25 protein-coding genes are annotated in these 23,229 nt (G+C 67.0%); 13 read left to right on the top strand and 12 right to left on the bottom strand.

Translation table 11 applies throughout. The features are described from left to right. Positions 1–110: 110 nt before the first annotated feature. Positions 111–1,649 (bottom strand): NERD domain-containing protein, encoded by a 1,539-nt coding sequence (locus AB0N05_RS11040; RefSeq protein WP_364690781.1) that lies wholly within the window; start codon positions 1,647–1,649, stop codon positions 111–113. Positions 1,650–1,962: 313 nt separating this feature from the next. After that, entirely contained in the window at positions 1,963–3,480 is a 1,518-nt protein-coding gene (locus tag AB0N05_RS11045; protein ID WP_364690784.1) for an FAD-dependent monooxygenase, read from the bottom strand. A gap of 87 nt (positions 3,481–3,567) precedes the next feature. Here AB0N05_RS11045 and AB0N05_RS11050 point away from each other — a divergent pair, with 87 nt between their 5' ends. Next, entirely contained in the window at positions 3,568–4,173 is a 606-nt protein-coding gene (locus AB0N05_RS11050; RefSeq protein ID WP_364690787.1) for a TetR/AcrR family transcriptional regulator, read from the top strand. Positions 4,174–4,198: 25 nt separating this feature from the next. On the opposite strand, the gene AB0N05_RS11055 is transcribed toward AB0N05_RS11050, so the two are convergent. Together AB0N05_RS11055 and AB0N05_RS11060 are read right to left on the bottom strand one after the other, a co-directional pair. Then, positions 4,199–6,058 (bottom strand): SEC-C domain-containing protein, encoded by a 1,860-nt coding sequence (locus AB0N05_RS11055; protein WP_364690790.1) that lies wholly within the window; start codon positions 6,056–6,058, stop codon positions 4,199–4,201. A gap of 370 nt (positions 6,059–6,428) precedes the next feature. After that, entirely contained in the window at positions 6,429–7,394 is a 966-nt protein-coding gene (locus AB0N05_RS11060; RefSeq protein WP_364690793.1) for a quinone oxidoreductase, read from the bottom strand. A gap of 81 nt (positions 7,395–7,475) precedes the next feature. Here AB0N05_RS11060 and AB0N05_RS11065 point away from each other — a divergent pair, with 81 nt between their 5' ends. Beyond that, entirely contained in the window at positions 7,476–7,826 is a 351-nt protein-coding gene (locus AB0N05_RS11065) for a hypothetical protein (protein ID WP_364690796.1), read from the top strand. A 61-nt stretch (positions 7,827–7,887) separates the two neighbouring features. After that, on the top strand, positions 7,888–8,595 hold the full coding sequence (locus AB0N05_RS11070) for a GntR family transcriptional regulator (protein WP_364690799.1): 708 nt from the start codon (positions 7,888–7,890) through the stop codon (positions 8,593–8,595). Positions 8,596–8,677: 82 nt separating this feature from the next. On the opposite strand, the gene AB0N05_RS11075 is transcribed toward AB0N05_RS11070, so the two are convergent. Further along, complete coding sequence (locus AB0N05_RS11075) at positions 8,678–9,127, bottom strand: PTS glucose transporter subunit IIA (protein WP_364690802.1); 450 nt, start codon at positions 9,125–9,127, stop codon at positions 8,678–8,680. 5 nt (positions 9,128–9,132) lie between these two features. After that, a complete protein-coding gene (locus tag AB0N05_RS11080) occupies positions 9,133–9,363 on the bottom strand; it encodes a PTS glucose/sucrose transporter subunit IIB (RefSeq protein ID WP_364690805.1) in 231 nt (76 codons plus the stop codon). Positions 9,364–9,475: 112 nt separating this feature from the next. Here AB0N05_RS11080 and AB0N05_RS11085 point away from each other — a divergent pair, with 112 nt between their 5' ends. From AB0N05_RS11085 to nagB, 5 genes are read left to right on the top strand one after another with little or no spacing between them, the layout of a single operon-like run. Continuing rightward, a complete protein-coding gene (locus AB0N05_RS11085) occupies positions 9,476–10,702 on the top strand; it encodes a PTS transporter subunit EIIC (RefSeq protein ID WP_364690808.1) in 1,227 nt (408 codons plus the stop codon). Further along, the gene (locus AB0N05_RS11090; protein WP_364690811.1) at positions 10,699–10,956 is read left to right on the top strand and encodes an HPr family phosphocarrier protein; all 258 of its coding nucleotides are present in this window, start codon (positions 10,699–10,701) and stop codon (positions 10,954–10,956) included. Before AB0N05_RS11085 ends, AB0N05_RS11090 begins: the two co-directional genes overlap by 4 nt. Further along, positions 10,946–12,601: a phosphoenolpyruvate--protein phosphotransferase gene (gene ptsP, locus AB0N05_RS11095; protein ID WP_364690813.1), complete on the top strand. Its 1,656-nt coding sequence runs from the start codon at positions 10,946–10,948 to the stop codon at positions 12,599–12,601. The genes AB0N05_RS11090 and ptsP overlap by 11 nt, the downstream gene beginning before the upstream one ends. Beyond that, positions 12,598–13,764 (top strand): amidohydrolase family protein, encoded by a 1,167-nt coding sequence (locus AB0N05_RS11100; RefSeq protein ID WP_364690816.1) that lies wholly within the window; start codon positions 12,598–12,600, stop codon positions 13,762–13,764. Before ptsP ends, AB0N05_RS11100 begins: the two co-directional genes overlap by 4 nt. Then, complete coding sequence (gene nagB, locus AB0N05_RS11105) at positions 13,752–14,534, top strand: glucosamine-6-phosphate deaminase (RefSeq protein ID WP_364690819.1); 783 nt, start codon at positions 13,752–13,754, stop codon at positions 14,532–14,534. Before AB0N05_RS11100 ends, nagB begins: the two co-directional genes overlap by 13 nt. On the opposite strand, the gene AB0N05_RS11110 is transcribed toward nagB, so the two are convergent. After that, positions 14,528–15,511 carry an AraC family transcriptional regulator gene (locus AB0N05_RS11110; protein ID WP_364690822.1) on the bottom strand — a complete coding sequence of 328 codons (984 nt, stop codon included), beginning with the start codon at positions 15,509–15,511 and terminating at the stop codon, positions 14,528–14,530. The genes nagB and AB0N05_RS11110 overlap by 7 nt on opposite strands. A 33-nt stretch (positions 15,512–15,544) precedes the next feature. Between AB0N05_RS11110 and AB0N05_RS11115 the strand changes: the two genes are divergently transcribed. The 3 genes from AB0N05_RS11115 (at position 15,545) to AB0N05_RS11125 (ending at position 16,797) form a co-directional block, all read left to right on the top strand. Next, a complete protein-coding gene (locus tag AB0N05_RS11115) occupies positions 15,545–15,916 on the top strand; it encodes a DUF4345 domain-containing protein (protein WP_364690825.1) in 372 nt (123 codons plus the stop codon). Positions 15,917–15,973: 57 nt separating this feature from the next. Further along, a complete protein-coding gene (locus AB0N05_RS11120) occupies positions 15,974–16,213 on the top strand; it encodes a hypothetical protein (RefSeq protein ID WP_364690828.1) in 240 nt (79 codons plus the stop codon). A 362-nt stretch (positions 16,214–16,575) separates the two neighbouring features. After that, on the top strand, positions 16,576–16,797 hold the full coding sequence (locus AB0N05_RS11125) for a hypothetical protein (RefSeq protein ID WP_364690831.1): 222 nt from the start codon (positions 16,576–16,578) through the stop codon (positions 16,795–16,797). 73 nt (positions 16,798–16,870) lie between these two features. Here AB0N05_RS11125 and AB0N05_RS11130 read toward each other — a convergent pair whose 3' ends face one another. The 5 genes from AB0N05_RS11130 to mptB all read right to left on the bottom strand — a co-directional run bounded on the left by AB0N05_RS11130 (position 16,871) and on the right by mptB (position 21,897). Next, the gene (locus AB0N05_RS11130; RefSeq protein WP_364692289.1) at positions 16,871–17,800 is read right to left on the bottom strand and encodes a heme A synthase; all 930 of its coding nucleotides are present in this window, start codon (positions 17,798–17,800) and stop codon (positions 16,871–16,873) included. A gap of 121 nt (positions 17,801–17,921) precedes the next feature. Beyond that, complete coding sequence (locus AB0N05_RS11135) at positions 17,922–18,380, bottom strand: limonene-1,2-epoxide hydrolase family protein (RefSeq protein WP_364690834.1); 459 nt, start codon at positions 18,378–18,380, stop codon at positions 17,922–17,924. Positions 18,381–18,494: 114 nt separating this feature from the next. Further along, the gene (locus AB0N05_RS11140; RefSeq protein WP_364690836.1) at positions 18,495–19,274 is read right to left on the bottom strand and encodes an ABC transporter permease; all 780 of its coding nucleotides are present in this window, start codon (positions 19,272–19,274) and stop codon (positions 18,495–18,497) included. After that, a complete protein-coding gene (locus tag AB0N05_RS11145; protein ID WP_364690839.1) occupies positions 19,271–20,203 on the bottom strand; it encodes an ABC transporter ATP-binding protein in 933 nt (310 codons plus the stop codon). Before AB0N05_RS11145 ends, AB0N05_RS11140 begins: the two co-directional genes overlap by 4 nt. Next, the gene (gene mptB / locus AB0N05_RS11150) at positions 20,200–21,897 is read right to left on the bottom strand and encodes a polyprenol phosphomannose-dependent alpha 1,6 mannosyltransferase MptB (protein ID WP_364690842.1); all 1,698 of its coding nucleotides are present in this window, start codon (positions 21,895–21,897) and stop codon (positions 20,200–20,202) included. Before mptB ends, AB0N05_RS11145 begins: the two co-directional genes overlap by 4 nt. 133 nt (positions 21,898–22,030) lie before the next feature. On the opposite strand from mptB, the gene AB0N05_RS11155 reads away from it, so the two are divergent. Together AB0N05_RS11155 and AB0N05_RS11160 are read left to right on the top strand one after the other, a co-directional pair. Continuing rightward, entirely contained in the window at positions 22,031–22,486 is a 456-nt protein-coding gene (locus tag AB0N05_RS11155) for a DUF5990 family protein (protein ID WP_364690845.1), read from the top strand. 110 nt (positions 22,487–22,596) lie between these two features. Further along, complete coding sequence (locus tag AB0N05_RS11160) at positions 22,597–23,190, top strand: TetR/AcrR family transcriptional regulator (RefSeq protein ID WP_364690848.1); 594 nt, start codon at positions 22,597–22,599, stop codon at positions 23,188–23,190. Positions 23,191–23,229 lie beyond the last annotated feature (39 nt).

Raw genomic sequence — 23,229 nt, forward strand, 5'->3', positions numbered from 1 at the left:
TGACGGATAAGGCCACTCGTGCTCCCCCATGGAAGCTGTTGCGCGAGAGCCGGACAGCCACGCTCGCAGAGAAGCTATCGCCTAACCGCTGCAGGTGGCAAAGCTGCGGCTCAGCCGGGGCAGGGGGCCAGGGGGAAACAGGCGGGGGCCGGGGTGGTCAGGGGGAACATTGGGGTTGAGGTGGTCGGAGTTGGGCGGACCTTGGTGGTTTGGGTTGCGGGGTGCTGGTTGTCGTTGGTGTTTTCGCCACTGCGACCTGCGCACATGACTGCGACCAGGAGCAGCACGAGGATCAGTACCAGGCCACCGAGAATGCTGAGGTCTCGGCGTGGGCGCTTCCTCTTGGGGATCTGCGTGCCGGGCTGTTGATCGGGCCAGACGGGGAAGCCAGGAGCGGCCGGTTGGGTGGGGGCGGCGGAATAGGCGGCCTGAGGGCTGGATTCGGGGGTGGGGCCGGACGGGCGGGGCGCGCCACCCTGCATTGGTTGCGGACCTGGGGGTGACATGGGCGGTCGCTGGCCTTGGGCAAAGGCGGCGGGTTGCTGACCGCCCTGGCCCGGACCGCTCTGCCCCGGACCCGGACCGCCTTGTCCTTGACCGGATTGCCCTGGCCCGCCTTGTCCTTGACCGGATTGCCCTGGCCCGCCTTGTCCTTGACCGGATTGCGCTGGGCTGCCTTGCCCCGGACCGTACTGCCCCGGACCGGGTTGCTGTGTGCGCGATGCCGGGGGCTGGGCTGGTTGCTGCGGTGGTTCGGAACCCCCGGTGACCGCACGGTATGCCGCGGCGGCAGCCGCCGCGGCGGAGGCTCCAGCGGCCGCCATGCCGAGCCGGGAGGGACGTCCCCCGGATGGAACCTGTTGTGCGGCCGGAGTATCGCGCCCCGGCGTGCCGGGGCTGCCCGCGCCTCCGGTTTCGGTGCCGCCCACTCCCGTCGAAGCGGTCGCACCGGCAGGCGCGGAAGAAGCATCGGACGGCACCGGAACCGAAGGAACGACCACGGTGGGCGCGGCCGAGAGGGGCGGCGGCGAGTCGCGCCCCGACTCGGGCGGCGGAAAGCCCTCGGAGATGAGGTCGGAATAGCTTGCGGCGGCGGCGAATCCGAGCGCACCGAGCGCCTGCCCGACCTGCGCGGCATCCCACGCGGGTTCGGCTCCTTCGGCCAGCGAGGTGAAGTAGGAGCGCAGCGAGGACGGCCCGTCACCAATGAGCACGTCGATCCCCGGCGGCAGCGCACCCTTCTCCAGCTTGACCCGGCTGCCCAGCTGCGGAACCAGCAGCACCAGTCCGCTGACCGGCACCCGTTCCCGCCCGGGCGCGGACCGAAGCTGCTGCGCCAATTCGACGGTCTGCTGGCGCACCCGCTCGAGCGGATTGACATCCCCATCGATCGGCGCAGGCCGCCCATCGACGGTCCACGGCTCATCCTGAGCGCAGGCGAGGGTCCCGTTCACCCGCTCGGTGAACCCGTGCACCGCCACCACCACACAGGTCTGCGGCGTCCACACCACGACGTCGGCATCCTGGCACTGCACCACCGCGATCCCGGGCACCGCATGCGGCCCGCTCCACGACTTGAGCCAGTTCACGACGGTGCGTTCGGTGCTCGACAGCCGCGACGGGTCGTCGTTGCGGACCTTCACCAACATTCCTGGACCACCCTCTGACCGAATGCTTCTACTTGCCAGCCGCCCGACCAGGCACCGCGACCACCTTACGGCGTCGCCCGGCCCGGTCGCGGTGAATCGTCTTGCGCGGCAGCAAGATCATTCTGCATGGTCCGGCCCGTCAGCGCGCAGAGGCAACCTTACGACCTTCCGCCCGTGATCGCGGCACGGTCACCGGCCGACTCCGCCACTCGGCATCGGCGGCGACCGTCAGCGTCGGCAGTTGCCGACCACCGCGCCGAGCAGAGTCCACGCCGCGTTGTCGAACATCTGCCCACCTGCTTTCCCTGCGAGCCTATCGGCTCGGATGAGTGGCGATATCGACAGCCAACGCTCCGACATAGCCGTCGGGACGGACGAGAGCGTGTCCGGAATCGGTGACGCCGTAGGCGTGGAAGGCATGACCTTCGATGTCGATCACGATGTCGTGGTCGAGCGTGCCCGATATCGGTGCGGTGGAGTGGTTGTCGGGTATCAGTACCGAAACGATCCGCGTGGAAACGGATGGCCCGGTGATTTCGGGAGTGGGCGCGTCGCCGAAGACGAGCAGGGTGGCGTGGGGGCCGCGGAACAGGTCGAAGAGGGTGGTCGCGCCGTCGGCGGTGGAGAGTGGCGCATCGGGTGCGCGATCACCGGCGTGTAGCCGTCCGTCATGTGACGGGTCGCTCGGGTTGTGTAGGAGCAGGTTTCGGTAGCTGATGTCGAGTTGTTGGGTGCCTTCGCGATTCATGGCGTCTGCGTCACCCTGGACGGTCTTGTCGAGCAGATCGGAACTGAGGCCCAGGACGCGGGCGGCGACGGTGCGGCGTTCGGTTTCGTAGGTGTCAAGCAGGGATTCGGTGTCGGGGTTCGGGTTGCGTAGTGCGGCTTCGAGTTTCCAGCCGAGGTTGTAGGCGTCCTGGACGCCGGTGTTCATGCCCTGGCCGCCGGTCGGGGGATGGACGTGTGCGGCGTCACCGGCCAGGAAGACGCGACCGGCCCGGAAATGTTCGGCCAGGCGGATATTGGGCCGCCAGACTGTTGACCAGGTGAGGTCGCTGAGGACGATGTCGGTGCGTTGGGACCGTGTATTGACGATGGCTTGCAGGCTCGCGAGATCGGTCCCGGAGTCCTCCGCGAGGGGTGCCATAAACTGGAATTTCCGGTCGTGGGGGAGGGGCGTCATGGCGAAACCATCCATGGGGGCGTCGGGTTCGGCGAACCAGTAGCCGTGGGTGTGGTCGAGCGAGTCGACGCGCACATCGCCCAGCAGCATGCGGATCGATTCGTCGGTGGTGCCTTCGAAGGCGATGCCGAGCGCCTTGCGGACCGTGCTGCGGCCGCCGTCCGCGCCGACCAGATAGTCCGCTCGTACGGTCTCTAGGGTGCCGACGTGCGACAGCGTGGCGGTTACGCCCTGCTCGTCCGCGTTGAAATCGACCAGCGCCGTGGACAGTTCGACCCGCACCCCGAACTCTGCCAGTCGATCCCGCAGGATCCGCTCGGTATCGGACTGCCCGAGCACCCAGGGATTGGGGTGGGGGACATCAGGAGTCGGCTCCCGCCACTCGGTCATGCGCCGATGCATGACGAACTCCCCGCCCAGATACACGCGCATGAGCGCTTGCGGCGTCCCGGCGTCGAGGACCGCGTCGAGCACGCCGAGGTCGCCGAAAACCTCGAGGGTGCGCGGCTGGATGCCGTCACCCCGGGATCCGTCGAAGAACTTCTCGGCCTTGTCGACAATGCGCACGGCGACGCCACGCCGAGCCAGATCGATGCCCAGGGTGAGCCCGGTGGGACCGGCTCCGGCAATCAGTACCTGCGGTTTCATGACAACTCCCAAATATGAATCAAGATTCAGTGAAGATGGATTCAGTATTCTGAGTGGTACCGTCCGCTGTCAAGGAGGTAGTGGAAATTGGCCGGACGTCGCCAGGAGAAGTCGGCAGAGACCGAGCAGGCCCTCAAGGCCGCCGCGCGGACCTTGTTCGCCGAGCGTGGCTACCTGAACACCAAGATCACCGACATCACCGCGGCCGCCGGACGCGCCGCCGGCTCCTTCTACAACCACTTCGCGAGCAAGGAAGAACTCCTTCAGTCGCTACTGAAAGACCTTGCCGACGAAAGCGACACGGACACCGAGGACCCCGCGCACAACCCCGACTTCACCCACCCGGACGCCGTGCGATTCCACATCGAGAGCTACTGGACCTTCGCACGCCGCAATTCCTCGGTCATGCGCGCCGTCGAGCAGGCAGCCCTCGTGAACGAGGAATTCGCCCACATCGCCGCACGATTCGGTGCCGAACAGCGCGAGAGCATCGCAGACCACCTCGACGGCTTCCCCGCCGCCGGGCTGAAGCTGCCCAGCACCCGCGACGCCAGCCTGGCCATGACGTTCCTGGTGACCAGCGCGCTATTACGGGCCGTCGAGGAAGGCACAGTCGAACTCACCGACCAGGAAGCCGTCACGGGCCTCACCCGCTTCATCTACCGTGGCCTCACCGGCCGCGACATCGACTGACGGGCGGATGGTCTGCCGCGCTGAGTCACTCCGCGGTGCTGAGGAATTCGATGATCTCGCCGCCGTCGGTATCGGAATCGAGTAGCTCCACCAGCTGATCGCTCTTCGCCGGTGAGACCGGCTCCAGCGGGCCGGTGAAGAGCATGTGCTCACCGACCGGGACCAGGTGCGCGCAATAGGATGCGCCCAATTGCACCGAACCCGCTGCGGCGGCGGGGACTTCGTGCCGTTCCCCGGAGCGGAGGTCGCGTAGTACGACGGTGTCGCCCGAACCGATCGCCTCGATGGCGAATACCGATCGTGGTGCGCGCTGCCAGCCCTGGGCGAGCAGTAGATCCGCTTCCGGAAGTAGCTCACCGCGCCGCTCCAGGAAGTCGTCGAAGCCGCCGCATTCGAACAGCATCACATCCATGACCAGTGGATCATCCAGTGCCGCAACCAACTCCGCATCGGTGGCGTCAGGCCCGGCACGCCATGCGGCGAGATCCGCACGGATCGGCCACAAGTCGAGCTGATCACAATGCGTGACCGCCTTGAGATAGAGCAGTTGGGCTCGGTCGAGGATCGACAGATCGGTCTTGCCGAGGTGGCAGTTCTTGTATTTGCGGCCCGATCCGCACCAGCACCGGTCATTGCGGCCCAGATCGGGATGCTCATCCGGCATGGCGGCGCGGATGAGCGCGTAGGCCTGCGTAAGCGGCCCCTCCTCGGTGCGATCCAGGAGGGAGATTGCCCGGGACAGGTCGCCGCGATCAATGGCGTAGCGGGCCAAATCCATGGTGGCGGGCTCCCACAGCGGATCGGCGGTGGTGGCATCCTCCAAATGCCGTTCGGCATCGGACAGCAGATCGGCCTGCTCGGCGGCCTTGCCTGCCAGCCAGTGCGCCGCGGCGGTCAGCGCCCGTGGATTGTTGCGCAGCAGATACTTCGCGGCCGCCAAGGCCGCCGTGGCGTCGAAATCCGGGTCCGCGCTGGCCTCTTCGAAGGCCGCCGTCGCGGCCTCGGGCTTGGCGAGTGCGGACAGCACCGTCGGATTCGACTCGGAGAGAAAATCTTCGCGTCGCCCCGGCGGCATATTGCCGAGCACCCGGACCAGCAGCCCGAAGGTCCAGACCGCGCGGGCCTGCTCACCATCGAGCTCATACCGCTCGGTTATGAGATGCATGGCCGTCTCGGCATCGAAGGCGTCCCAGTCGAAACCCGCACGCGCGACATGGATTCCGCGCACGGTGAACCCCGCGGCCGACAGCAGCTCACTGACCGGCGGCGCCGCCGCGGTGAATAACGCCGGATCGGCGAACATCAACCCCCAAACGAGCTCGTCCACCTCCAACGCGGAATCGGCGGGCACGTGCGCTGTCAGCCCAGCGGCCAGATCGGGTACCACCACCGTCTCGCCGACCACCCGCAGGCGCGGCGCACCCGCCACGATCTCCACCCCGATGAGCGTCCCGGGCGGGAACTCCGCCAATGCGCTGGGCTCCATGATCAGGACTTCGTCGATGTCATTGTCCAGCCCGAGACTGTCGACGATCTCCGCTTCCGGATCAGCGAACCCGGCCCGCGCCCCACCCAATCCCTCGATGGTCTCCGCATCCGTGAACAGCATCGCCCCCAGATCCGTGCCTACCGCGATCGCCCCCGAAGCGATCTCGGTCGCACTCAACCGATGCGTCAGCACTCGTCCCTCGATCAGCTCGTCCAGCGCAATGCTCCGCCCATCCGGCAGCATCCCCAACGCCGGATTCGCGCACCCCTCCAGCAGATCCCAAGCCTGCTCCCGATCGAGCCCCTGGCTGACAAGCAGCTCCGCCCACTCCTCCACGAGAAGCGGCCCATGGATGCGCAGAAGCTCGAACGCCCGATCCGACAATGAGTTGGCCACGCCACCGACGGTAGTTCCCACCCGCCGCCCCGCATACCCATTGCCCCTTGAAGACACAACCTTCGCACCGCTCCAGCACTCGGGCGTGTCCGCGCGGACCGCCGAGGCTGCCCGCGGCTCGAATGGTGATGCCGCGCCGGACTCAGCCGATGCGGACGCGCTTGGCTCCGCACCGCCGATAACCAGCCGAGGGAGCTGTGGTGGCGCGCCAACGCCCGAATTCCCGCCACCACAGCTCCCTCGGTGTGCTCGCTCTACCCGGGAGGAGGGGGCGTCGTCGCGAGATGAGAATGAACGGCGCGACCGAATTGCACAGCTGCACCACGCTATTGGGCTTGCGGGGTGAACCGCGCCCGCGCGGGGGTGATGGTCAGGGGAGTAGGACGATGGAGCCGGTTGTCTTGCGGGCCTCCAGGTCTCGGTGTGCCTGCTCGGCCTGGGACAGGGGGTAGGTTGCGCCGATGCGCAGGTTGAGGGTGCCGTCGGCGATGGCGTTCAGGATGTCGCCTGCGCGCCACAGCAATTCGGCGCGGTCGCGGGTGTAGTGGACCAGGGTCGGTCGGGTGACGAACAGGGAGCCTGCCGAGTTGAGGCGCTGCAAGTCGAAGGGCGGTACGGGACCGCTGGCCGCGCCGAAGAGTGCGAGCATGCCGCGTACCCGCAGCGAGGCGAGACTGGCCTCGAAGGTGGCCGCGCCGACGCCGTCGTAGGCGGCCGCGGCGCCCACTCCGTCGGTGAGTTCCTTTACGCGCGAAGGGATGTCGTCTTCGTAGCGGAGCACCTCGGTGGCGCCCGCCGCGCGCGAGAGCTTCTCCTTGTCCTCGGAGGACACGGTGGTGATCACCCGCACGCCACGCGCGGCGAGCAGCTGGGTGAGAATCAGCCCGACTCCGCCCGCACCGGCATGCACGAGCACCGCTTCGCCGGGCTCCGGCTTGTAGATGGATTCGATCAGGTAATGCGCCGTCATGCCCTGCAGCAGTGCGGAAGCCGCCACCGGCGCGTCCACTCCGGCGGGCACCGGAATCGCCACGGCGGCGCGCACCGCGACCTTCTCGGCGTAACTGCCCGGCGCCGCGGCCCAAGCCACTCGATCGCCGACCTTGAACTCGCTCACATCCGCGGCGACCGCGGTCACCACGCCGGTGCCCTCCGCGCCCGGAATGTAGGGCACGGCCTGCGGATATCGCCCGGTCCGAATGTAGGTGTCGATGAAGTTCACGCCGATGGCCTCGGTCTCCACCAATAACTGCCCGGCCTCGATCCGCGGGTCCGGCACCTCGGCCGATCGCAGGACCTCGGGACCGCCGTGCTCGGAAACCTGGATGGCGCGCATGACTCCGTTTCTACACCCGCCGTGCTGTGAGGTACGCGGCGGCTCATGGACTCTGAATTACGCGTGGGTAAACTGCTCCGCATGAGCGCTACCGCTGCCCCGGCACCCGTCAAGCTGTCGCCGTCCGTCGTGGATTCCGTCAAGGGATTCGTGGCCGAGCACGGTGGTTCGGCCACCGCGGTGTTGCAGCCCATCGGCCGCCTCGGCGTCCGCGTCACCCTGGTCGGCGAGGACGGCGTTCTCGGCGATCGCGTTGTCGGTGATCTGGAGTCGGCCAAGTCCCTGGTCGAGACCGTCGACGGTCTGACCGAGGCCGACGAGTGGAATCGCGAGCTGGTCAACAAGGTCACCCCGCGCAAGGGCCACTGGGCCAAGATGGCCGGTTGGGTCGCGGGTCAGAAGCGATTCCCCAAGGCGCGCAACGAAAAGTAGGCCGCCATGATCCCGCGGCACGCGGGGGCCAATACAACCAGAGGACGATGTGTCGGCGCGTGTGACGAAACAGGCCCAGCTGCGTTCCGCGCTGTCCACCCTGTGCGCGCAGCTACGCCCGGGTGAGATGCTGCCCAGCGAACGCCAGTTGTGCGATGACTACCGAGTCAGCCGCATGACGGTGCGAGAGGTGCTGGGCCAGCTCGAATCCGAGGGCGTCATCACCCGAATCCCCGGCAAGGGGACCTTCGTGGCCGAGCGGGTGGCGCGCTCACGCCTGCACATGGCCTCGTTCAGCGACGATATGCGCCGCCTGGGCCGCACGCCGAGCACCGTGGTGCTGCACACCGATCACGCCGTGCCGCCGCCCGCGTCCACTGCCGCGCTGGGTCTGTCCGCGAACGATAAGGCCTATCACCTGGTCCGCCTGCGATTGGCCGATGGTTTGCCGATCTCCATCGATGATGGCTGGTATCGGGCCGATCTGCTTCCCGGCCTGCTGGATCAAGACCTGACCCAGTCCCTCTACGGCCTGCTGGCCGGAAAATACGCCTGCCCCATCGACCGCGCCGATCAGACCGTGCGCGCCGTCGCCGCCGATGAGCGGGGTGCGGGCTGGCTGGGCACCGATACCGGTTCTCCGCTACTGGCTTTCGACCGCCAGTCCTATTCGCGGGATCGTTGCGTGGAGCACTGCCAGTCCTGGTACCGCGCCGACCGATACCAGGTCTATATGACGGTATCGGCCGACAGCGGCCAGAATCTGTGAGCCGCGGCCGGATTCGCTGAGCCGCGGCCGAAATCATTGAGCCGCAGCCCTGTTCATCGAACGGGCTGCGGCTGATCGGGCGTCAGATCGAGTAGAGGACCGCGCCCGTGGTGACCGCTCCGGTCACCGGATGTTGCGCCGACCCCGGCGCGGTGTCCATGACGACCACCGGCACCGCGGCGCTGAGCCCCAGTCGGCGAATGGCGTTGGGGGAGAAGGTGACCAGTGCGTCACCGGCATTCACCTTCTGACCTTCGACGGCCTTGACCTGGAACAGGTCCGGCTTGCCGACGGTATCGATGCCGATGTGCAGCAGCACGCCCACCCCGTCATCGGACAGGATGATCGCGGCGTGTGGGTGCAGCTTCACGATGGCACCCGCGATGGGGGCGACCACGGTGATTTGCTCATCGGTGTCCGCGGGCTCGATGGCGACGCCGGAGCCCACCATTTCGCCGGCGAAGACCGGGTCGGGCACCTCGGACAGGGGCATGGCGCGGCCATCGAGGGGTGCGAGAATCTCGGTGCTCATGGGCTTCAGAGGAGATCGTTGATGTCTTCGGCGAGGGCGTCGGCGGTCGGCCCGACGACAACCTGCACCGCATTGCCGGCCTTGAGGACGCCGTGCGCACCGGCGGCCTTCAAGTCCCCTTCCTTGACCAGTCCTGCGTCCTTCACCTCACAGCGCAGGCGCGTGATACAGCCTTCTACCTCGACAATGTTGTCGAGACCGCCTAGGCCCGCGACGATTTGATCGACTTTCGACATAATTCCTCCGTGCGTGTCGAGTGGACAAAACTGGTTATAACCAGTATTACTCTGGTTATAACCAGTCACCTTACATCCGGGTGACGCTATTCACAGACTGAGGACCACCGCTATGGCCGATGTAGCCGCGCAGAGCGAGCGCAAGAAAATCGACCTCTCCGGATTGCAGAAGCTCGGCCGCAGCTTGATGCTGCCGATTGCCACGCTACCTGCCGCCGGTTTGCTACTTCGGCTAGGCCAGGACGACATGCTCGGCCGCTGGTCCGCGCTGTCGACCGTGGCCAATGTGCTGGCCAATGCGGGCGGCGCGCTGATCGACAATCTGCCGCTGCTGTTCGCGGTCGGCATCGCGATCGGCTGGGCCAAGAAGTCCGACGGATCCACCGCCCTGGCCGCCGTCGTCGGCTACCTGGCGCTCGGGGGCGTCTTCAAGGCCATGTCCCCGGTCGTGTTGGAGGGCAAGGTCGATTCCAAAGGCGCACAAGCGCTGGTGAACTTCGGCGTCCTCGGCGGCATCGTCATGGGCATCACCGCCGCGATGCTGTGGACGCGCTTCCATCGCACCCAGCTGCCCGACTATCTGGGCTTCTTCTCCGGACGCCGCATGGTCCCGATCCTGACCGCCTGCGCGGCCGTGGTCATCGGTGTCGCCATGTCGTTCATCTACCCCGCCTTCAACTCCGGCCTGACCTGGCTCGGCGAGACCGTGGCCGACAACACCGTGGTCGGTGGTGGCATCTTCGGTATGGCCAACCGCCTGCTGCTGCCGCTGGGCCTGCACCACATCCTGAACTCGATGGTCTGGTTCGTCCTCGGCGACTACAACGGCGTGCACGGCGACATCCCGCGCTTCCTGGCCGGTGACCCGTCCGCCGGAACCTTCATGACCGGCTTCTTCCCGATCATGATGTTCGGCCTGCCCGCCGCGGCCCTGGCCATCTGGCGCAATGCGAAGCCGGAGAACCGCAAGATGATCGGCGGCATCATGCTGTCGACCGGCCTGACCGCCTTCGTCACCGGTATCACCGAGCCGCTCGAGTTCGCCTTCATCTTCGTGGCCTGGCCGCTGCTGCTCATCCACGCGTTCTTCACCGGCACCGCGCTGGCGCTGACCAATGCGTTGGGCATCCACGATGGCTTCACCTTCTCCGCGGGCGCCATCGACTATCTGCTGAACTTCGGTAAGGCCACCCACCCGCTGCTGCTGATTCTGGTCGGACTCGGCTATGCGGCCCTGTACTACTTCACCTTCAGTTTCATCATCAAACGGTGGAACCTGAAGACACCCGGTCGTGAAGACGAATCCGAAGAGCTCGAGAAGGAGAACACCGCACAATGATCACCCGTACCGCCGTCGTCGCCTCCCAGTCCGGACTGCACGCGCGACCCGCCGCGTTGTTTGCCAAGGCTGCCGGTGAATCGGCTGTGCCCGTGCAGATTTCGGTGGACGGCAAGGCTCCTGTCGCCGCCAACAGCCTGCTTCAGGTGATGACCCTGGGCGTGAAGCAGGGCGACACCGTCACCCTGCACGCCGAGGACGAGGCGGTGCTGGACAAGCTGGTCTCGATGTTGGAGACCGATCTTGACGCGTGAGATTCGCGGCGTCGCCGCCGCTCCGGGAGTGGCCGTCGGGCCGGTGAAATGGCTGGCGTCCGCGCCGGTCACCAGCCCGACCGACACCCCCGGTAGCGACGTCGACGCCGAAATCACCCGTGTCGAAACGGCTTTCGAGGCCGTCGCCGGTCGCTACAGTGCCATGGCGCTGGACGCCAAGGGTCCGGCGGCCGACATTCTGTTCATGACCTCGGCGCTGGCCGCCGATCCGGCCCTGCTCGACCAGGTGCGCGCGGGGATCCGTGCCGGCGGACCCACCGCGCACTCGGTCACCGAGGCGGTGACTCACTTCAGTGAGCAGCTGGCCGCGCTCGGCGGCATGATGGCCGAGCGGGCCTCGGATCTGCGCGATGTCGGGCAGCGGGTCGTGGCCGAGCTGCTCGGCGTGGATCCGCCCGGAATCCCGGACAGCGCAGCGCCTTTCGTGCTCGCCGCGCAGGATCTGGCACCCGCCGATACGGCGACGCTGGATCCGGCGAAGGTGGTCGGGCTGCTCACCGTGGCGGGCGGGCCGACCTCGCATACCGCGATTCTGGCCAAGGCGCTGGGCATTCCCGCCGTGGTGGCCTGCCCGGGCGCGGTCGATATCGCCGAGGACACCGACGTGGTGCTCGACGGCTCCAGTGGCACAGTCGAAATCGAGCCGGACGCCCCGCGTCGCGAGGCAGTCCTCGCCGCGCGGGCACGGCAGGCGGACGCGCCCACCGGGCCCGGCCGCACCTCCGACGGGCATGCGGTGCCGCTGCTGGCCAATGTGGGCAGCGCGGCCGACGCACAGCTCGCGGTCGAACTCGGTGCCGAGGGCGTGGGCCTGTTCCGCACGGAATTCCTTTTCCTGGGCCGCAAGTCGGCTCCGACCATCGCGGATCAGACGGCGCAGTACTCCGAGATCTTCCGGATCATGGGGGACCGGCCCGTCACCGTCCGCACCCTGGACGCGGGCTCGGACAAGCCGCTGCCGTTCCTGAATCTGCCGGAGGAAGAGAATCCCGCGCTCGGCGTGCGCGGGCTGCGGTTGAGCAGCGTCGATGAGGGGGCGCTGCTCGACCAACTCTCCGCCATCGAGGCCGCGGCGCAGGCCACCGGCACGCCGGTGCAGGTGATGGCTCCCATGGTCGGCACCGTCGAGGAGGCGAACTACTTCGTCACTCGCGCGCGCGAGGCCGGGGTCAAGACCGCGGGCGTAATGGTCGAGATTCCCGCTGCCGCAATCCGTTCCGAGCAGCTCGGGGCGGAGGTGGAGTTCTTCTCCATCGGCACCAATGATCTGTCGCAGTACCTGTTCGGCGCGGATCGCATGTCCTCTTCGCTGGCGGCGCTGCACAATCCGTGGCAGCCCGCGCTGGCGGCGACGATCGCCATGGTGATCGCCGGGGCGAGCAAGCACGGGGTGAAGGTCGGGGTCTGCGGCGAATCGGCGTCGAATCCGGAATTCGCTTGTGTGCTGGTCGGTCTCGGAGTGCAGACGCTGTCCATGGCTCCCCGGTCGATTGCCGGGGTGCGGGCGCAGCTCGCCGAGGTCACTCTCGAACAGTGCAAGGCCGCGGCCGCCGCGGTGCTCGCGGCCCGCACGGCCGAGGACGCTGCCACGGCAGCACGCTCCGCTCTGGGGCGAGATAGGTGAGAACGACGCTACGCGGGCGAGTCGTCACCCTCACGGAGGCGGGCGAACTCGCTGACGGAGTCGTGTCATTCGACGGACCCAGGCTCGACTATGTCGGTCCGGCAACCGGATTCGACGGTGAGCTACCGGCATTGCCGGAGGAGCCGCCGGTGATCCTGCCGGGACTCATCGACGTGCACTGCCACGGCGGGGGCGGTTTCGGGTTCCCCGAAACCGATGTCGACGGCGTGATCGTGGCCGCGAACTTTCATCGTGGCCGCGGCACCACCACACTGGTGGCCTCGCTGGTATCGGCGACCGAAGCCGAATTGCGGGAGCGCATAGACATTCTCGGCAAGGCCATCGATGACGGTCTGCTGGCGGGCATTCATCTGGAGGGTCCGTTCATCAGCGAACATCGCAGGGGCGCACACAATCCCGACCGGATTGTGCCCGGCGACCCAGCCATGCTGGAGCGGCTCCTGGATCACGCCGCCGGTCGTATCGTGTCGGTGACCCTCGCGCCGGAGACCGAGCGCTTCGATGAACTCGCCGATGTGCTCGCCGACGCCAATGTGGTGCTGTCCCTGGGGCATACCGTCGCCGACTACGACCGTTCGGTGCATGCCATCCGCCGGGGCCGCCGGGTGTCCATCACCCACCTGTTCAATGCCATGCCCGAGCTCGCGCACCGTGATGCCAATTTCCTCACCGCCGCCATGGCCGCCGCCGGACGCGGCGATGTGGTGGCCGAGGTCATCGGGGACGGCGTGCATCTCGCGGACGGCGTGGTGCGCATGGTGTTCGACACCATCGGACCGGACAATCTCGCCCTGATCACCGACGCCATGGCCGCCGCGGGCGAGCCGGACGGCCGCTACCACCTCGGCAGCCTGGATGTCGTGGTCAAGGACGGCGTCTCCCGCATCTATGATCCGGACGGCGAAGGTGCCATCGCGGGTGGCACCGCGTCGGCCTCGGACGTGCTGCGGCGTACCGTCTTCCATGCGGGGGTTGATCTGACCGCGGCGGCCACCGCGGCCGCGGCCACCCCCGCCCGACTGCTCGGCCGCGCCGATCGGGTCGGTGCGCTTCAGCCCGGCATGCAAGCGGATGTGCTCGTCACCGACCCTCAATTGAACCCACTGACCGTGTACAAGGATGGAACCCCATGGAACTCGTGATCACCGATAGCGCGGCCGACGCCGGGGTACTGGCGGGCCGCATCATGGCCGACCATGTGCGCCGCGGGGCCCGCGCCATCGGCCTGGCCACCGGTTCCTCCCCGCTCGGGGCCTACCGGGAACTCATTCGCCAGCACCGCGAGGAAGGCCTCAGCTTCGCGGGCGTGCAGACCTACAACCTGGACGAATACATCGGCCTCCCGGCCAGGCATCCCCAGTCCTACAGCCAGTTCATCCGCGACGAATTCACCTCCCACGTCGACCTGAACGACGCCGACGTGCACGGACCCGACGGCAATGCCGCCGACATCCCCGCCGCCGCAGCCGATTACGAGCGCCAGATCGCCGCGAACGGCCCGATCTCCGTCCAGATCCTCGGAATCGGCGCGAACGGCCACCTCGGCTTCAATGAACCCGGCTCGTCCCTGCGCTCCCGCACCCGCGTCAAGACGCTGACCCCGAAGACTCGCGAAGACAACGCCCGCTTCTTCGAGGACGACCTCTCGCAGGTCCCCACCCACGTCCTCACCCAGGGCCTGGGCACCATCAGCGATGCCGACCACCTCCTCATGATCGCCACCGGCGATGGCAAAGCCGATGCGGTCGCGGCAGCGGTCGAAGGCCCGGTCTCCGCCTTCTGCCCGGCGTCCATCCTCCAGATGCACCCGCACGTCACGGTTATCGTCGACCCGGCCGCCGCCGCGAACCTCAAGGCCGTCGACTACTACCGCTTCGCGGTGGAGAACAAGCCCTCCTGGCAGAGCTACTGACTGTCGCTGTCCTGCACCCGGATTCGGAGCCCATTCTCCAGTAACCGAGTCGCGGACAGTCCGAATGTGGTCCGAAACCGGTCGGAAAGATGTGACGGACTGGCGAACCCGGCCTCGACCGCGACGGTGGTCAGACTTTTCCCCGCCTCCAACAGTGCCGCCGCGTGCATGAGCCGAACCCACAACCGATAACGCCGCAAGCTGGTGCCCGCATCCTGCCGAAACAGGTGCAGGAAACGAGATTCCGACAGCCCGACCCGGGCGGCAAGCTCACGAGCAGTGAACGCCCCGCCCGGGTCGTCCCGTATCCACCGAGTGGCATCCGCGACCCGCGGATCGCTGGCGTGCGGGAAAGCTGGTGCAGCGCAGTCGATCCACTGCCGGGCGGAATCATCGAGATGGTCCGGAATCGCTGAATCACCGTGTCCCGGGGTGTTTTCGGCGGATTGGGTCGCGCTGCGTGAACCGTTTCGTGGCGGGGCGATCTCTCTGGAATCGGTCGCAGTCCGCGAAGTGCCGCGCCCGGGAGTGGCGTCAGGGGATCGGATTTCATTCGGTGAACCGCCTACCGGTGCGGTCGCCGGAGTGCTGCCCGTGAGCAGCGAGCCGCCGAGTGCGCGCAAACGGTTCTCGTCCTTGTGTGCCGCGCCGATCGGACCGGCCCAGTGGAACATCCGCTTGCGGCAGGATTCGGCGCGCTGCGCGGCCGGGTCGAGGTAGCAGAAGATCATCCGTCCGCCGCCGCTGATCAGCTGATGGGTGGTCCGTGGCGGAATCAGCGCACTGCCTGTGACCAGCGGTTCCGCCCCGGCAACCCGCACGGTGAAGGGTTGGTCGACGCCGACCGCGAGGCACCACACCGACCCCGAATGCGGCGCGAGATCCAGCGAAACTCCGGCATAGAGCGCGTGTCCCGGCCACAGCCACACCGTCGGATAGCAGGTTTGTGGAAGCGTGCGCACCGAGCCGTCCGCCATGCTGACCTCCTCATTCGAAAGGGAGACGACACTTTGGCCACCATCACCCCCGCCATCATCGCCGTATTCTTCCTCGGCATGGGCGGCTATGCCCTCGCCGCCCCGCAGACAATGCTGCTGCCCTTCGGTATTCGCGCCGATAATCCCAACGCCCGCTCCGAGATTCGAGCCGTCTACGGCGGATTCGGCCTCGCCATCGCGGCCATCCTGATCGTCGCCGCCACCCACACCGGCGAACTCCGCACCGGCATCCTGCTGACCGTAGCCGCCGCCCTCACCGGCATGGCGGTCGGCCGCATCATCGCCGCGGTCCTCGGCGATCGAACCGCCTTCTACCCGAACTGGTTCTACTGCCTGGTGGAAGCCGCTGCTGCTGCCGCCCTGTTCGTAGCAGCGGCCGCCTGATCTCTCGCCCGGACGAGTCACCGAGCGCGCTCCGCCAATCCGTCGATAATGATCGGTATGGCCGAGCGCAAAGCAAGCCGAACAGCGGTCCTGGTCTGTCAGGCCCGAGCCGTGGCCGACGGGCGGCTGGCCGCAGGCCGCTTCACCGAGCCCATCGCCATCGAACTCCTGACAGAAGCCGAGCGAATTCCGGTGGAACAGGCCCGTGCGGACACTGAACCCCGAGCATTCGTAGAACGCATGGAATACGAAATGCTTTCCGCCACAGCAGAAGTAATGGCTGCCGCACAGTCATGATCGACGATGCGATCCGCTCGGCAGCCACCGCTTCATACTCACCTACGGAACCGTTCAGAGAACGTGTAAAACCGTGCTCTGAGTCGCCGAATTGCTCCGACGGCGTTGGCCCGAGCCCGAGGGTGCGGGTCTTCCCGTGGCAGTACCCACGCCCGAACAAGTCGGGTCTTACCAGGTTTCCAGCGGGCATTTTTACCGTCCCGACGCAACTCGCCGCGGACGCCGAACTCAGTCAATCACTCAGACGCAGCTTGGTTTTCGCCACATCCCGCCGCACAGCCTAGCGCGATATGACTCGGAACGACGCAGAATAGGGAACAGTTCGGAACTCCCTCCCGCCTGTCAGCCCTGGGCCGAAAGCCATGCACACCTTCCTGACCGCCGCCCGCCGCCAAAACCCCCTGGCCCACGAGCCCCAACGCTCCACCTGGCGCCCTCACCAATGGCAATCCCTACTGGCCGACAACGGTTTCGCCATAACCAACGACCAAGACCTCTTCACCTCCGCGCGAGCCCTGAACATCCCAGCCCGCCGGTCCGGATTCCTGACCCTCAGCCGCGTCCTGGTAGCAGATCGCCCCTAACTCCGGTCGAGGGTGCACTGGTGCAGGCGACACGCCGCGAAGGCCCTGCATCGTTGCACCCTCGTGGTGTGCGTCAGGCGGTTTGGGGGACCGGCTTGGTGAGAGCGGGGATCGGTTCGCGGGTGCGGAGGGCGGCCCAGAGGGCGGCGGTGGCGGCTACGCAGGCTGCCGCGCCGCCGACGTGGATGGCTACCAAAGCGCCGGGGACGTCGGTGAAGTATTGGACGAGGCCGACGAGAGCCTGGCTGCATACCAGGGCGATGAGGACGATGAGGCGGAGGCGGATTGCTCGGGTCATGCCTACCGCGGCGAGGCCGCAGGCCAGGCCGATCAGGAGGGCCAGATAGGCGACCAGGAGTTCGCCGTGCAGGTGGACCAGGGTGGTGATTTCGACCTGGAGGCGTTCGACCGGCTTCTCGACGCTCTTGTCGCCCGCGTGCGGGCCCGCGCCGGTGACCAGGGTGCCCGCCACGAGGGTCGCGCTCAGGGCGACTGCGCTGAATATGGTGAGCAGGCGGAGTGGCTTGGGGGCCTGCACGGTGGGGATGCCGTCGTCCGGTTCGCTGACCTTGGCGTACATCACCGCGGCCACCCACACCATGAGCATCGAGGCCAGCAGGTGTACGGAGACCGTCCACCACAGCAGGCCGGTGCGGACGGTGATGCCGCCGATGACGGCTTGCAGGACGGTGCCGCCGGGCATGAGCCACGCGTAGATCTGGACTTCGCGGCGGCGGTGCGCGCGGGTCACGGCGATCACGATGGCGGCCGCGGCGAGCGTCACCACGAAAGTCAGCATGCGATTGCTGAATTCGACGATCTGGTGCAGCACCGGCACCTCGGCGACGGTCACCGGCGTGAAGCTGCCGGGGAAGCACTGCGGCCAAGTGGGGCAGCCGAGGCCCGAGGAGGTCACTCGCACAATGGCACCCGTGACCGAGATACCGGCCTGGGTGAGGACCACCACGAAGGCGATCAAGCGCTGCACCCGGAGGGAAGGCATCGGGAACAGATCGGCAAATCGCTGGAAGGCGCGAGACAGCACGCGTCGATGGTAGCGGGACGGCATTCGCCCCGATCACCCGCCCTACTACGACGTGTCGTGGGTTACCCCGCGGGTAGTCCTACACGAGCCCGGTGGCGTCGAAAACCCAGGACATATCGGCGGCCGCGAAGTCCGCGAGCCACGTCGCGGGAGCATGCGCGGCCAGTGCGCTCATATCCCAGTAGTCCTTCCAGAGCGTGATCTTGGCGTCCTGCACCCGGTGCACCGTCACGAACTTCAAGATCGCGGATTCCCCGCTCACCCAATGCCATTCCTCATGGTGCTCGTACATGACGTCGACGCCATTCTCGAGAATCAGCCCATCGAAGTTGGCATACGAGGCGAGCGGCTCCAACCCGATCCGCAACCGCTTGACGATGTCCCCGGGACCTCGCGCCGCCGCCGCGGGCCCCACCGGCACGTCGAGATAAATACAGTCCTCGGCCAGAAAGTCCCCCACGGCTTCCCAGTCCCGGCGGGACAACGCCCGCCACATGCCGAGCACCGGCTCGGTAACCAGCGATTGATCGGCAGCCATCGGCGATCACCCTTCCAAGCAGCGGAGCCGGAATCCCGGCCCCACTAGCCAGAAACCATGATTCCGCCGATGTCGGAAGCACCGGTCCCGAAGAGTGGCAGCGCCTTCCGTGACTCAGTCGAAGCGGAAGAAGCGGGTGGCGAGCCAGCCGCTGAGGCTGCCCCAGGCGGCGAGGACGGCGATGCCGTACCAGTCGATGCTGGTGCGGAGGGCCTGGTCCAGGCATTCGGCGAGCGCGCCGGAGGGGATGGTCCGGGCGATCAGACTCACGGCGGTGGGAAGGTCGTCGATCATGACGAGGCTAGCGGTGCCGAGCATGATGAACCAGAGGATATTCGCCAGGGCCAGAACGATTTCGGCCTTGAGGGTGCCACCCAGGAGCAATCCCAGCGCCGCGAAAGTCGCCGTGCCCAATGCGATCACGACCGCCCCGAGCGCAAGCCCGGTCACCGATGGCCGCCAGCCGAGGGCAATACCGATGGCTCCCAGCAGGATCGACTGCAGGACAACCACGATCAGCACGGCCGAGCACTTGCCTGCGACAATGCCCCAACGGGGGAGTGGTGTCGCCCCAAGACGTTTCAGCGCCCCATACCGCCGGTCGAACCCGACCGCGATGGCCTGCCCGGTGAACGCGGTGGACATGACCGCCACCATCATGACCGCGGGCACGACCCGATCCACGCGATGCTCGCCGAGCCCGCTCACCGGCAGCAGCGTCAAACCGATCAGCAGCGTGATCGGAATGAACATGGTCAGCAACAGCTGTTCCCCATTGCGCAGCAACAGAATCAACTCGAGCCGAGTCTGCGCCGCCAGCATCTTGCCCCGGGTGGTGGGCTGCGGTGCGGGCGCGAAGGTGCCGGGCGCGAAGCGGTTGTGGATCTCGGTCATCCGCGGATTTCCCGTCCGGTCAGTTCGAGGAACACGTCTTCCAGACGGCGCTGGTCGATGCGAATATCGGTGGGCAGCACATCGATTCGCGCGCACCAGGCGGTCATGGTGGCCAGCACCTGCGGGGTGATATCGCCGCGCAGCAGGTACGAGCCGGGCGAAGTCTCCTTCGGTGTGAATCCTTCCGGCAGTGCCGATTCCAGCAGCGACAGGTCGAGATTCGGTGGCGCGGTGAATGCGAGGCGGCCCTCGGCCCCGTGCGAGGTGACCTCGCTGGGCGTGCCCTGGGCGACGACTTGACCGTGGTCGATGATCACCAGTTGATCGGCGAGCTGCTCGGCCTCATCCATCATGTGCGTGGTCATCAGCACGCTCACTCCGTCGCGCCGCAGCGCGTCGATGAGCTCCCACACCAGATGCCGTGCCTGCGCGTCCAATCCGGCCGTCGGCTCATCCAGGAATACGATCTCGGGCCGCCCGACCAGCGCACAGGCCAGTGCGAGCCGCTGCTGCTGCCCGCCCGACAATCGCCGATACGGCGTCTTCCGCGCCTCACGCAGCCCGAGCGTATCGAGCAGCCACTGCGGGTCCAGGGGATCCGCGGAGTACGACGCGACCAGATCCAGCATCTCCCCGGCCCGAGACCCGGGATACGCCCCGCCGCCCTGCAGCATCACGCCGATGCGCGGTCGTAGCCGGTCGGAATCGGCGATCGGGTCCAGGCCCAGCACCCGCACGCTCCCGGCATCCGGGACCACGAACCCCTCGCACATTTCGGTGGTGGTGGTCTTGCCCGCGCCATTGGGGCCGAGCAGCGCCAGCACCTGTGCACGTTCGAGTTCGAAGCTGATGCCGTCGACCGCGGTGGTCTCGCCGTAGCGTTTCACGACGCCGTCGACACGTACGGCGGGTCCGGAAGCTGCGGTCACGAAGAGACACCGTAAGGCGTGGCCTGTTGTGACTGAGCCGACACCCCCGGCTGATTGCGCCATGGCAGCACATTTCGGGTGAGGAAGATCAACAGCAGCGCCACGATGACCACCGCGACCGCCGACTCCACGATCTGGAAGACATAGAAGTCCGCGCCGCGCGGCATGAGAATCACGCTCACCACCGCGGAGAACGCGATGGCGGGCACCCGGAAGGCGGGCCGGTTCGCCCACGCCGCCAGCGGCACGATCGCCCACAGCAGATACCACGGCTGCACCACGGGGAAAAGCAGCACGATCGCACCCAGCGAGACGCCCATCGCGCCGACCGGATGCAGTCGCCCGGTCCACGTGGCCACCAGCATGCGCAGCGTCACGAAGCCCGAGATCACCTCCGCGATGGGCCGGGTGATGCCGAGCAGCGCCGTGGTGTGGTCACCGAGTCCCAGCAGCACTCCGCCGAATCCGGCGATGATGCCGAGCGCGGTCGGCACCGACATCCAACTGCGCACGGTGGTGGCCGCACCCAGCGTGTGCACCCAGCCGAAGCCGAGCCCACTGGCCGCACTGATGGACAGTGTCGTCAACACGGCGATCACGCCCAGGAGCGCGCCCGCCAACAGCACGGACCGCAGTCCGCGGCCCCACCGTTTTGCGAGCGCCATACCCACGAACCCGAGCGCGATAATCGAAATAATCTTGATCGACGAGGACATCGTGACCACGACAGCCCCGAAGATCAGCAGCCCCCACGCTTTTCGATCGAACGGATGCGCATTCGTCAACCCGGGGGACTCGATTCCCCGCAGGCAGAACTCCACGCCCGCCAGCATCAGGCCGAGCATGAGCGCGTCATTGTGCACGCCGCCGACCAGATGGAACAGCACGAGCGGATTGGCCGCACCCAGCCACAACGCACTCACCGGAGCGACGCCACAGCGCACCGACAGCCGCGGCAGCGCCCACACGATCAATGCCACGCCGCCCAAGGCCAGCGCCCGGTGCATCCACACCCCGGCAATGATGTTGTCCCCGGTCAATTCCGCGATCCCGCGACCCATCCAGAGGAACAGCGGCCCATACGGCGCGGGCGTCTCGCGCCAGATATTCGGCACATTATTGGTCAGCACATTGTTGAGCCCGAGCCCATCGGCGGGCCCCACCGCATACGGATCCAGCCCCCGCGCCGCGATCTCGCTCTGCGCGAGATACGAGTACACGTCATTGCTGAACATGGGCGGCGCGACACTGAGCGGAATGATCCACAGCAGCAGCGTCCGATCCAGCTGCGAGCGCGTCAGCCGATGCAGGGGATTCCCGCCCCACCCGCCGACCGCGAACCGCCCCAGCAGCAGCCAGGCCATCACCACCAGGACCGTGCCGATCATGCACATGGCCAGCGTCGAAGTGTGCGCCCGGGCGAAAAACCCGAGCACCCGCATCCCCGACGTCGGATTCTGATGAACAGGCTGCGCGCCCACCCCGAGCGCCGCGATCGCCATGATCACCGCACCGGTAGCGCCCAGCAGCCGAATGCGCATCAGCTGAAGCGTTTCCCGCCGATCCAGCCCCGGCGCATCGGCTTCGGTGCCGTGCAGCACGGCAATGGTGTGGTCGGCGGCCGGAACGTCCAGGCCGAGTGCCCGGCGTCCTATTTCGATAACTCTGCGCCGCGCGCCCTCCACTACCGCCACAGCCACCAACCCTAGTAGGGCCACCGGCTCCGGACTCGGATCGCATGGCCGAATCCGGTGGAACTGGGCTGAACGCCTTGTCGGAAGGGATGCGAACGGCGACTGTGTCGGTGCCGAATGCGAGCATGGGCGAGTGCTGTTGCGCATCGAGGGCCACAATCTGCCCGGGGCGACGTGTCCGCCGTCGCCCGATTTGCCCGGGTACGCGAACATTCATGTCGGTGTGCAGCGCAAGGACCGGCCGGGGGAGTTGCTCGAGCTACAGCGTGGGGACGCTGCATCCGTGGCGTGGTCGTTGGAGTGCAAGGCCGTTGAAGGCCCGGCGGGGTTGACGTTGCGCGGCCCTTACATTCAGAACCGGGGCGGGTCTTTCGTGTACCTGTCCTGGGGTGAAGTCGACGCCGAGGGCGGATTTCATATGTTCCGCCGCGCGAAGCTCTGGTTGGATGCCGTCGATCCGGACGTCATGGCTGCCGCCATCGATGCCGGGATGCTGGTCGCGCGCCTCGATATGACCGATGTCAAGGGCAATCCGGTGTGTGCGAGTCTGCGTCCGCCTCGACTCGAATTGAGCGTTCCGGCACCGTAGGTGGCAGTCTGCGCGAAATTGCATACCGTGCAATCGCTTTGGCGGCATTCATCTGCGATTCTCAGCCGATTCGCGCTGTCGGTGTCGTACCCGGCTCATACGCTGGATCAATGGTTTCCGACTCCAAGCGGCGAATCGAGGTGGCCGCGGCCGGGTTATTGGCCCGGCACGGCTATCACGGGTTCGGCCTGAAGAAGCTCAGCGAGGCGGCGGGTCTGCCGTACGGCTCTATCTATCACCACTTTCCGGGTGGGAAGGAGGAGATCGCGGTCTCGGCCATTACCGGCACCGGAATGCTGGTGGGGCGCATGATCCGTCAGGCTCCCGGGGATGTGTTCGGCACGGCGGCAACCCTGTTCGACTTCATGGGCGCGAAGCTCGAGCAGTCGGACTGGACCGAGGGCTGCACGGTGGGCACGCCCGCGCTCGACGGCGGCAGCGATGTCGAATCAGTGCGCACCGCATGCGTTTCGGCATTCGATGCAATGGCGCAGGGTTTCGCGGAGCTACTGGCCGATCTGGGAATGCCGATGGGGGAGGCGCACGAATTGGCCACCACGATGGTCGCGGCCTACGAGGGCGCCACCCTCCTCGCCCGGGTGCGCCGCTCCGATGAACCGCTGCACACCGTCTCCACCGCCATGGCCCGGCTGATCCGCCTGAGTCTCGCGGAACTCGAAGTCGCCGAAGTCAAATCACCCTAGGGTGGGTTGATTTAGAAAGAACGTTCTAGCAATCATCGA

Origin of the sequence: Nocardia sp. NPDC051030 (genome assembly GCF_040683015.1) — a bacterium.
Taxonomy (GTDB): domain Bacteria; phylum Actinomycetota; class Actinomycetes; order Mycobacteriales; family Mycobacteriaceae; genus Nocardia.